The organism is Mesorhizobium sp. (genome assembly GCF_004962925.1).
Lineage (GTDB): Bacteria > Pseudomonadota > Alphaproteobacteria > Rhizobiales > Rhizobiaceae > Mesorhizobium.
In genome coordinates, this window is record NZ_SUEO01000241.1 from 1 (window position 1) to 9,448 (window position 9,448).

Annotated in this window: 10 protein-coding genes; 9 read left to right on the forward strand and 1 reads right to left on the reverse strand. The window is 61.0% G+C overall.

Annotated elements, in window-relative coordinates:
• Nucleotides 1-149 precede the first annotated feature (149 nt).
• The 8 genes from E5W87_RS30645 to E5W87_RS30680 all read left to right on the forward strand — a co-directional run bounded on the left by E5W87_RS30645 (nt 150) and on the right by E5W87_RS30680 (nt 7,753).
• Nucleotides 150-650, forward strand: coding sequence for a cupin (locus E5W87_RS30645; protein WP_292406229.1), 501 nt, complete (start codon nt 150-152; stop codon nt 648-650).
• Nucleotides 651-748: 98 nt separating this feature from the next.
• Nucleotides 749-1,951, forward strand: coding sequence for an MFS transporter (locus E5W87_RS30650; protein WP_292406257.1), 1,203 nt, complete (start codon nt 749-751; stop codon nt 1,949-1,951).
• A gap of 99 nt (nt 1,952-2,050) precedes the next feature.
• Complete coding sequence (locus tag E5W87_RS30655; protein WP_292406232.1) at nt 2,051-2,515, forward strand: DUF302 domain-containing protein; 465 nt, start codon at nt 2,051-2,053, stop codon at nt 2,513-2,515.
• Nucleotides 2,516-2,733: 218 nt separating this feature from the next.
• A complete protein-coding gene (locus E5W87_RS30660) occupies nt 2,734-3,516 on the forward strand; it encodes a 3-hydroxybutyrate dehydrogenase (protein WP_292406234.1) in 783 nt (260 codons plus the stop codon).
• Between the two features lie 26 nt (nt 3,517-3,542).
• The gene (locus E5W87_RS30665) at nt 3,543-4,700 is read left to right on the forward strand and encodes a patatin-like phospholipase family protein (protein ID WP_292406237.1); all 1,158 of its coding nucleotides are present in this window, start codon (nt 3,543-3,545) and stop codon (nt 4,698-4,700) included.
• A 43-nt stretch (nt 4,701-4,743) separates the two neighbouring features.
• Nucleotides 4,744-6,138 (forward strand): NAD(P)/FAD-dependent oxidoreductase, encoded by a 1,395-nt coding sequence (locus tag E5W87_RS30670; protein ID WP_292406240.1) that lies wholly within the window; start codon nt 4,744-4,746, stop codon nt 6,136-6,138.
• 18 nt (nt 6,139-6,156) lie between these two features.
• Entirely contained in the window at nt 6,157-6,825 is a 669-nt protein-coding gene (locus tag E5W87_RS30675) for an FAD-dependent oxidoreductase (protein ID WP_292406243.1), read from the forward strand.
• A 223-nt stretch (nt 6,826-7,048) separates the two neighbouring features.
• Nucleotides 7,049-7,753: a peroxiredoxin-like family protein gene (locus tag E5W87_RS30680; RefSeq protein ID WP_292406247.1), complete on the forward strand. Its 705-nt coding sequence runs from the start codon at nt 7,049-7,051 to the stop codon at nt 7,751-7,753.
• Here the strand turns inward: E5W87_RS30680 and E5W87_RS30685 are convergent.
• Nucleotides 7,728-8,642, reverse strand: coding sequence for a LysR family transcriptional regulator (locus E5W87_RS30685; RefSeq protein WP_292406250.1), 915 nt, complete (start codon nt 8,640-8,642; stop codon nt 7,728-7,730). The genes E5W87_RS30680 and E5W87_RS30685 overlap by 26 nt on opposite strands.
• Nucleotides 8,643-9,164: 522 nt before the next feature.
• Here E5W87_RS30685 and E5W87_RS30690 point away from each other — a divergent pair.
• On the forward strand, nt 9,165-9,448 hold a 284-nt coding region (locus tag E5W87_RS30690), incomplete at its 3' end, for a hypothetical protein (RefSeq protein ID WP_292406254.1).

Genomic DNA, 9,448 nt, shown 5'->3' on the forward strand with positions numbered 1-9,448 from the left:
CCTCCTATGTGTCGGCACAATTGGATTACTATAGTTTTCAGGTATCGAATTGAGAGCCAGGCAGCATTTCTCTTTCTTCCCGGACTTCGTCACTCTCCTTGTCATGCCCCGCCTCTCGCGTTTGGGCAACGACAAAGGAGAAACAAGATATGGCTTCCAAAGCAATCGCATTCCGTATGCCATTTAGCTTGGCGCTAGCGCTCGGACTTCTTTCCGCGGTTGCGGCATTTTCTGTGGCGCCGGCTTTCGCCGGAGACTGCCCTGCAGGGCAAGCCACGACAAAGGACATCCAGGATCATCCCAGCAAGCCGGTTGGCGTTACCGACGATGTCCTTTCGGCCATTGATCTGAGCCCGAAGGGCGATGCCTGGAAAGGAAATATGCTGCGTCTGCGCAAACTCGTCGTTCAGCCGGGCGGCGTCGTTCCCTGGCATGAGCATACGGTTCGTCCGGCCAACATCCTCGTCGTGGAAGGTTCGATCACCGAATATAGCAGCGCCTGCAAGGTGGGGATCGAGCATCCGGCTGGTGACGTCAGCGTCGAATTCGGCCAGCTCGCCCATTGGTGGAAGAACAATGGCAAGGTCCCGGCAGTGCTTTATTCGGCCGACATCCTACCGCCGGCAGCGAACGACGGTCACATGATGTGAACTGGCTCGCCTCGCGGCGGCCGCTTCCCAGCATCAGCAACTGAAAGCGCGTCCTCAGGTAATCGCCTGGGGACGTGTGGCCAAGGAGCCTCGTTATGATGATGACGACGGAACAGACTTCCTCGACGCGGCTCCGCATGGCTGCCGCGGACAGCTGGCGCTTCGGCATCATCGCTGTGATCGCCTTCCTGACACTTGTCGATCTCTTCGCCACCCAGGCCATCTTGCCCTCGCTGGTGATAAAGTTCGGCGTCAGCCGCGCGGCAATGGGTTTTGCCGTCAATGCCAGCACTTTCGGCATGGCTGTGGCCGGCATTGGGGTGGCGCTTTTTGGCAGGAACGTCGATCGCCGGAACGGCATCTGGATCAGCCTTGCGGTGCTGGCGATACCAACTACGCTGCTGTCACAAACAGACAGCATCGTCGTCTTTGCCCTGTTGCGTGTCATTCAGGGCTTGTGCATGTCGACCGCGTTCACGCTGACGATGGCCTACCTGGCCGAGCATTTTTCCGCACGGCAAACGACAGGTGCGCTTGCGGCCTATGTGACCGGCAATGTTGCCAGTAACTTCTTCGGACGGCTCATGTCGGCCGCCGTCGCCGATACGTTTGGCATCTCCACCAATTTCCTGACGTTCGCCGCCCTCAATCTGATTGGCGCGGCTCTTGTCTGGCTCACGCTGCAGGAGACATCCCCAATGATGCGCACCGACGCGACCGGAGAGCCTGCCCGCGCGGCCTGGAAGAGCCCGCTGAAGAACGCCGAGCTGCGCGCCTGTTTCGCGATCGGCTTCCTGATCCTCTTCGTCTTCATTGGCACTTTCACCTATGTCAACTTCCAGCTCGTCGCCGCCCCGCTATCGCTGTCGCCGATGGCGCTGGGGCTGGTGTATTTCGTCTTCCTGCCTTCCATGCTGACCACGCCGCTAGCCGGGCGTGTCGCTGCGGGCCTCGGCCCAAGGATCGGCATCGGTGCAACGCTTGCGCTGGCGATCCTGGGTTTGCTTCTGCTGCTCACGAGCCGCCTTCCCATTGTTCTCGGCGGGATGGCGCTGGTCGCCATTGGCACCTTCCTGGCGCAGGCAATAGCGACAGGACACGTCAGCCGGACCGCCTCGCGCGATCGCGCCGCCGCAAGCGGCATCTACCTTGCCTCCTACTATGCAGGCGGGCTCGCCGGCAGCTTCGTCATTGGACAGATCTATGACCGGATCGGCTGGACCGCTTGCGTGGCCGTGCTCGCCGCAGTCCTCGCCGGCGCGATCGCGGTCGCGCGGTCGTTGAAGTCGCCGACCGCCTGACGATCGGGAATTCGTCCACTGCAATCAGGGGGGAATGAATGAGGATACCAATGCAATAGCCAAAATCCATTGCGACCCACCAAACCAAAGGAGACTGACATGACCACCTACCTGAAAACCTTGATTGGCTGCGCCGCCATGCTGTCGGCGATCGTCGTCCCGGCTGCCGCTTCGGATGGCGTCGTCACGGTGAAGAGCGACTATTCCATTGCGGAGACAGTTGCCCGCATCAAAAAGGACGTCCTCAAGAAGGGCATCAAGTTTTTTGGCGTGATCGACCAGGCAAGCCTTGGCCAGAATGCCGGCAATGATGTCAGGCCATCGCGGCTGGTGATGTTTGGCAATCCGGCGCTCGGCACGACCTTCATCACGTCCAATCCGCAAGCCGGTCTCGACTGGCCGGTGCGCGTGCTGGTCTACCAGGCCGCGGATGGTTCAGTTTATGCCGCCTACAGCGATTTCGACTGGATCGCCAAGCGGCATGGAATTGCCGACCGCGCGCCGCAGTTCAAGATGGCGACCGAGGTCATTCAGTCCGTGACCTCGACGATCAGAAAGAACTGAGGGTGGACATGTGCCAGAGAGCCGCCGCCCGGGCATGCGAGGCCGGCGCCGAACTGATGATCTGACCGTCGGCTATCGAATCCATGTCTCAACGGCATTTCCGCTGCTTCGAGCGGTTCGCCATACTTGCTCTAGAACTCCAGACCTGGGCGCGGAAGCCCGTTGCTCACAGCCGTTGCCGGCACTTCCGGTCGCAGCTCCAACCGAAGGAAACAACGATGCTCAGAGGAAAGACAGCACTCATCACAGGCTCAACGAGCGGCATCGGCCAAGGCATCGCCGAAGCCTTTGCGGCCAAGGGCTGCAATATTGTGCTCAACGGATTCGGCGATGCCAAAGAGATCGAGAAATTACGCGCCAGGATTGCTGCCGACCATAGGGTCACCGTTCGCTACGACAATGCTGACATGAGCAAGGGCGGGGCGATCACCGCAATGATGGACAAGGCAATCGCCGAGTTCGGCGCCGTCGACATCCTCGTCAACAATGCCGGCATTCAGCATGTCGCGCCGATCGACGACTTTCCGATCGAAAAATGGGAGGCGGTCGTGGCGATCGATCTGATGTCGTCGTTCTACACGATCCGGCGCGCCCTGCAGGCGATGAAGGAGCGCAAATGGGGCCGCATCATCAACGTTGCGTCCGCCCACGCCCTTGTCGCCTCGCCATACAAATCCGCCTATGTCGCCGCCAAGCATGGCGTCGCCGGCCTGACCAAGACGGTCGCGCTGGAAGTCGCCGAGCAGGGCATCACCGTCAATGCGGTTTGCCCCGGATACGTGCTCACCCCGCTGGTCGAGAAGCAGATACCGGACACAGCCAAGGCCCGCGGCATCACCGAGCAGCAGGTCATCAAGGACGTGCTTCTGGCGGCCCAGCCTACCAAGCAGTTCGTGACCGTGGCCGAGGTTGCGGCGCTCTGCGTGTTCCTGGCTTCGGATGACGCGGCCTCGATCACCGGTGCGATCATGCCGATCGAAGGCGGCTGGACCGCCCATTGAATGCGGCAAGGAGGAGCGAAAAGACAATGAACAAGATCACGCAAAATCGTTCGACGTCGGAACCTGCGCCGGAGACCGGCCGTGTGGCCGATGGTTCCCTCCAGCGCCAGACCGTGTTGGTCCTCCAGGGCGGTGGCGCCCTCGGAGCCTATCAGGCCGGCGTCTATCAGGCGCTCGTTGAAGGCGGGATTGAACCGGATTGGGTCATCGGCACTTCGATCGGCGCCATCAACGCGGCATTGATTGCCGGAAACGAGCCACAAGACCGCCTGCCGAGGCTGCGCGAGTTCTGGGACGGCGTCAGCCGAAGCAGCCCGTTCGATGAGTTTTTCCGGATGATGGTTCCAAGCAACATCTTTGCCAACATGGGCACGGTGATGCACGGCATACCGGGGTTCTTCGAACCGAACCCAAGCGCCATGTTCGGGGTCAATCGCGAAGTTGGTGTGGAGAATGCATCCTACTACACCACCGATCCGCTCAAAAGGACGCTGAGCAACCTGATCGACTTCGATTATCTCAATCGGCGCCACACGCGGCTGACTGTCGGCGCGGTGAACGTCACCACCAGCGAACTCAAATATTTCGACAGCCGCGAGATGACGCTGTCGCCAGCCCACATCATGGCATCGGGCGCCTTGCCCCCGGCGTTTCCGGCAGTTTGCATCGACGGCGAGCCCTATTGGGACGGCGGCATCTATTCCAACACGCCCATTGAAGTCGTGCTCGATGCCCGGCCGCGGCGCGATGCGCTGATCTTTGCCGTCAACATGTGGCAGCCCCGCGCCACCGAGCCAAAATCGATCTGGCAGGTGATGGGGCGGCAAAAGGACCTTCAATACGCCAGCCGAGGCCGGAGCCACGTGGCCCGGCAGGAGCAACTGCATCGTCTTCGGCACGTCGTTCGCGAAATGGGAAAGCTGGTCCCCGAGGAGCGGCGCGAGGATCCGATGTTCAAGGAACTCGTGTCCTACGGCTGCCCCTCGGTCATGCACCTAGTTCGGCTGCTTTCACCGCGCCTCGACGGCGAGGACCACACCAAGGACATCGACTTCACCCGGGCAGGCATCCGCACGCGCTGGCTGGCAGGGCACGAGCATGGAATGCGCGTTCTCTCGGAGAAGCCGTGGGAATGCGACGTCGACATGCTGCAAGGCATCGTCATCCACGAATCGCAAGAGTGATTTTCGAGCGCGGCCAGGCCGATGAAAGACAGGGAGAACATCGATGCAGATCATCACTCCGGGGATGCGGCTGGTTCCGGAAGCAGTGCTCGCCAACGACGCCGCGCTGTTCCGCACGATACCGGAGACACCATCCCATGCGGATAGATCGCTCCATCGCGTGGTCATCGTCGGTGGCGGTGCGGGCGGACTCGAACTGGCAACCCGCCTCGGTCGCAAGTTCGGCAAGCGGCGGCTTTCCGTCACGCTCGTCGACCGCAATCGCACCCATGTCTGGAAGCCGCTTCTGCACGAGGTCGCCTCAGGTGCACTGAGCGCATCCAACGATGCGGTGGAATACATCGGCCACGCCAGTCGCCACCACTATCGATACCGTATCGGCGAGGTCGTCGGCATCGACCGCACCAGACGTCAGGTTTTTGTCGCGCCAAGCTTCGATGACGATGGCAGGCAAATCATCCCGCCGCGTGTGCTGGGCTACGACACGCTGGTGCTGGCCGTTGGCAGCGTCAGCAACGATTTCGGCACGCCGGGGGCGGCCCGCCACGCAATCGCGCTCGACACGGCCGATCAGGCCGCCCGGTTCAACAAGCGCATGATAGACGCCTGCCTGCGCGCCAATGCGCAATACGAGCAGCTGTCGCCAGGCCAGCTCCATTGCGTCATCGTTGGGGCGGGGGCGACCGGCGTGGAGCTGGCCGCGGAGTTGCACAAGTCGATGCGGGAAATTGCGTCACACAACCTCGACAGCATCGATTTCGAAAGGCTGATCCGCATCACCATCGTCGAAGCGGGGCCCCGCATCTTGCCGGCTTTGCCGGAACACCTCGCACGCGCTTCAGCACGCTTGCTTGTCGATTTGGGCGTCCAGATACGGTGCGGGGCCAAGATCACCGAAGTGACTGCGGATGGCGTCAGGCTTGGCGAGAAGCTGTTTGTGCCGGCCGAGCTCGTCGTCTGGTCTGCCGGGATTAAAGCGCCGGATCTCATGAAAAAACTCGATGGCCTCGAGACTGACAACATCAATCGCCTGGTCGTGGATGAGACATTGCAAGCCAGGGGCGACGAAAACGTGTTTGCGATCGGCGACTGTGCGAGCTGCGTCCAGCCCGGTGAGGACAATCCCTTGCCGCCGCGCGCCCAGACAGCCCACCAGCAAGCTGATCACCTGGTCAAAGTGATTGCCGCACGTCTCGCGGGACGGGCCGCGCCGGCATTCCGTTACCGCGACTACGGCTCCCTTGTTTCGCTTGCCGACTACGGTTCGTTCGGCGCCCTGGTTGGCGGACTGAAGATCGAAGGTCTGCTGGCCCGGCTGATGTATCGCTCGCTCTACAAGCTGCATCGCAAGGCTGTGCACGGGACCTTGAAGACCGCGCTGGACACGATCGCCGGCATTCTGGCGCGTCACACCAAACCCCGAGTCAAACTGCATTGAATCCCGGGAGAGCAAGAGGTGGAAAAATACGATGTGGTGATCCTCGGCGGCGGCAATGCCGGGATGGGTGTGACGGTGCCCACGCGCGCTGCCGGGATGTCGGTGGCCATGATAGAGGCACGTGACCTCGGCGGCACTTGCCCCAATGGTGGCTGCACGCCGAAGAAGGTCCTCGTCGCGGCGGCCCTCGCGATCCATGAGATCGAAGAGGCCGATTGCGCCGGACATGTCGCCAACGTCGAGGGGCTCGATCTCGGCACCGGCGTCATTGCGCACCGCGAAGGCCACATCGAGATCGATGATCATCTGCGCTCGCGTTCCGATCCTGACGTCTACGTCTGCGGCGCTGCGGTGTGGAATTCTCCGCAGTTTTCGCCTGTAGCGACCTATGAGTGCGGCCTCGTCGGCCGAAACATCGTCGATGGGCTGAGACACCGGCCCGACGATGGCCAGATACCGGCGTGTCTCTACACGGTCCCCGACCTGGCCAGCGTCGGACTGACCGAGGCCAATGCGAAAGAGCAAGGCCTTGGCGTCAGGGTTCATGTGAACGACATTGCAGGGCTGGCTATCCGCGAGACCTATGCCGAGACCGTCGCGTGGTCGAAGGTCATTGTCGACGAGACCGCGGACAGGGTCGTCCGCGCCCACTTGGTGGGCCATGCCGGCTTTCGCGCTTTGCCATGAGACACGCCATCACGGCATCGCAGCTATCGGACATGGTCTACGGCTTCCCTACTTTCGCCTCGGATGTCAGGAACATTATTTAACGAATTGAGCTGAGGCAGCGACAGAATATGAACCTCGCTTGTACTCGATGCACGCAGGACATCGAATCCATGCAAGAAAAGCATGGCCGTGGCCGAGGGGTTTCGATGATAGGCTGCATGCAAGCTATGAAAGAGCCGAAATGGCCACCGACGACCAGACAATGACACTTGAACAGTCCGTGCAGGCTGCCGTCGAACTCGATGCGCCGTTGAATGAGCGGCTGGAGGTGGTCGCCAGGGCTGTTCGCCGCCTCAACGGCGATTTTGCCGATGCGGTCGACCGCCTGGTGTCACGTTTGCAGGAGCAGGGAGCAGGGGAGATGGCTCCGGCGCCTGGCGATCTCATGCCAGCCTTCCTCCTGCCTGACGACAGCGGCAAACTGATCGGATTGGCTGACCTACTGAAGCAGGGGCCGGCAGTAATAATCTTCCAGCGGGGTCACTGGTGCCCTTATTGCCGCTTGAATGCGATCGGGATCGTAGAGGTCCAGGAGGAGATTGCCGCATTGGGTGGCCAAGTGGCGGTGATCATGCCCGAACGACGCAAATTTGCGAAGGCGATGAAGACTACGGTAGGTGCCCAGTTTCCATTCCTGACCGACATGGACAATGGCTATGCGCTCTCACTCAACCTCGCTATCTGGGTCGGGGCTGAAATGGAACGGTTGATGGGAGTTGGTTATGATCTCCCTAGCTATCAGGGCAACAGCAGCTGGTTCCTGCCGATCCCGGCGACTTTCATCGTGGGCACGGACGGGCGGATTACAGAGCGCTTCGTCGATCCTGACTACCGCCGGCGAATGGACATCGACGACCTAATTATGGCGCTTGAGCGGGCTCGCTAACGCCAAATGGAGACCAGTCTGTCGATCGCAACAGGTTGAGCAGCGTCGTGGCGACTGGCGAACGTTGCCGGCCGGCGACTGCGTATACGGCGACCACGCGCGAAATGTCGACATCCCGCAGCTTGAGTCTGCGGACACTCGACGACCGTGGCGCTGTCGTGGAGACGAAGCCTACACCGGCGTTGGCCTCCAGCAGCGCCAGTAGGTCGTGGTCAGTCTCGACCTCATGGGCGGCCTGAGGCGTAAACCCTTTCGCAGCGAGGCAACGCGACAGCTCTTCGCTTGTTTCCCAATCGATCCGGCTGAGCATCGGTTCTCCAGCAAGCTGATTGAGCGCAACGTCGGATTCGTTGCGACGGGCAAGCGGGTGATCGGAATTCACCACCAACTCGATCTCCTCCTGGAAGAGCGGCCAAGTGTCGAGCCGATCCCAAGCCGCCCCCAGCGGGCCGGCGACCGCCAGCTCGACGTCACCACTCCTGAGCGCATCGACGACAGCGGTCGGCGAACCGCGACTGATCTTGAGATGCACACCGGGATAAGCCCGAAAAAGCTCCGTAAACGGCGAAACCAGCAGCGCTATGTTCACGCTGTTGGAAATGGTGACATTAAGCGGTGCCACGTCGCTGCTTTGCACTGCTTTGGCGAGTGATTTGGCGGACGTGGCGGCATCATAACATTGCTGCAGCAAAGGCAGCATGCGCCGGCCAAGTTCGGTCAGGTGAGAATGCTGGCGCTCGCGTCGAAGGAGTTCTCCACCCAGCTCGTCCTCAAGTGTCTTGATGGCGCGCGTCAACGCCGGTTGCGTAACGTTGCACTCTTCGGCTGCCCTGGTGAAGTTCAACGTGCTGGACAGGGCCAGAAAATAGCGGACCTGTTGCATTTCCATGAACCTTCGCCCCCCTCAGGGAAATGATTTATAAGCAATCATGCATGTTCGCAGACTACAGCAATTGACCGGTTTCAGCAAAGCGAAGCTGCGTCAAGGACCAAGGACCATTTGTATCGGCCAACAAAGCTAGCAATCGCGCGGCGAATCAAATGTCAGGTTGGATCAGTTCATGTCGATGCATGCAGGTCTGTTTCTCACTATCCGATCCTCGAAGCTGCCTGTCTGCTCTCAGCCCCAACGCTGTCGGTCACCCCTGGGCCTCCAAGCGGTCGCTCGTAGCGTACGGCGTCTGCCGCGGCTCTGCACTCAAGCCGAAGCAGCCGCCTTAGCCGCGCCGCCGCGTTCTTGGTGATCGGGCATCACGGGCGGAAGGAACTTTCCCTCTTCCTTGGCAGCTTCCTCGAAGGCCCTACGGACCTCGTCAGGAGATACCCCGGCCTTCGTCTCCGCCACCGGGGCTGAGACTGTGGTGATGTGGTTCTTGGCTGCAAGCATTGTCCTTTTTGGCCCCTGCTTCTCATGGCCGCCCTGCTGTTGTATCGGGAAAGGCGTCCAGGAAGGCTGGGTTCGTTGGGCGCGCGGCTGTGGCTTCGCCCGATGAATGGCGGCGACTGGCTCTGGGCTGTTGGAGGGCTGGCGGCTGTCGGCGTCCTGACCGGCGGCATCGGCGCCGCGCTGCGGATGCTTCAAGACGGGAAGAATCTTCATCCCTCGTTCATGGCTTTCGAGCCGCTTGATCCCGGCCGGTACTGGATTCTCAGCGCGTGGCTCCCGTTTTTTGTGCTGAACATCGTTGGGGAAGA

Bases quoted from the DNA above. Each gene is read 5' to 3' on its own strand.
- E5W87_RS30650 (WP_292406257.1), top strand. From the start codon at position 749: ATGATGACGACGGAACAGACTTCCTCGACGCGGCTCCGCATGGCTGCC.
- E5W87_RS30685 (WP_292406250.1), bottom strand. From the start codon at position 8,642: ATGGAAATGCAACAGGTCCGCTATTTTCTGGCCCTGTCCAGCACGTTG.
- E5W87_RS30655 (WP_292406232.1), top strand. From the start codon at position 2,051: ATGACCACCTACCTGAAAACCTTGATTGGCTGCGCCGCCATGCTGTCG.
- E5W87_RS30670 (WP_292406240.1), top strand. From the start codon at position 4,744: ATGCAGATCATCACTCCGGGGATGCGGCTGGTTCCGGAAGCAGTGCTC.
- E5W87_RS30660 (WP_292406234.1), top strand. From the start codon at position 2,734: ATGCTCAGAGGAAAGACAGCACTCATCACAGGCTCAACGAGCGGCATC.
- E5W87_RS30680 (WP_292406247.1), top strand. From the start codon at position 7,049: ATGGCCACCGACGACCAGACAATGACACTTGAACAGTCCGTGCAGGCT.
- E5W87_RS30665 (WP_292406237.1), top strand. From the start codon at position 3,543: ATGAACAAGATCACGCAAAATCGTTCGACGTCGGAACCTGCGCCGGAG.
- E5W87_RS30645 (WP_292406229.1), top strand. From the start codon at position 150: ATGGCTTCCAAAGCAATCGCATTCCGTATGCCATTTAGCTTGGCGCTA.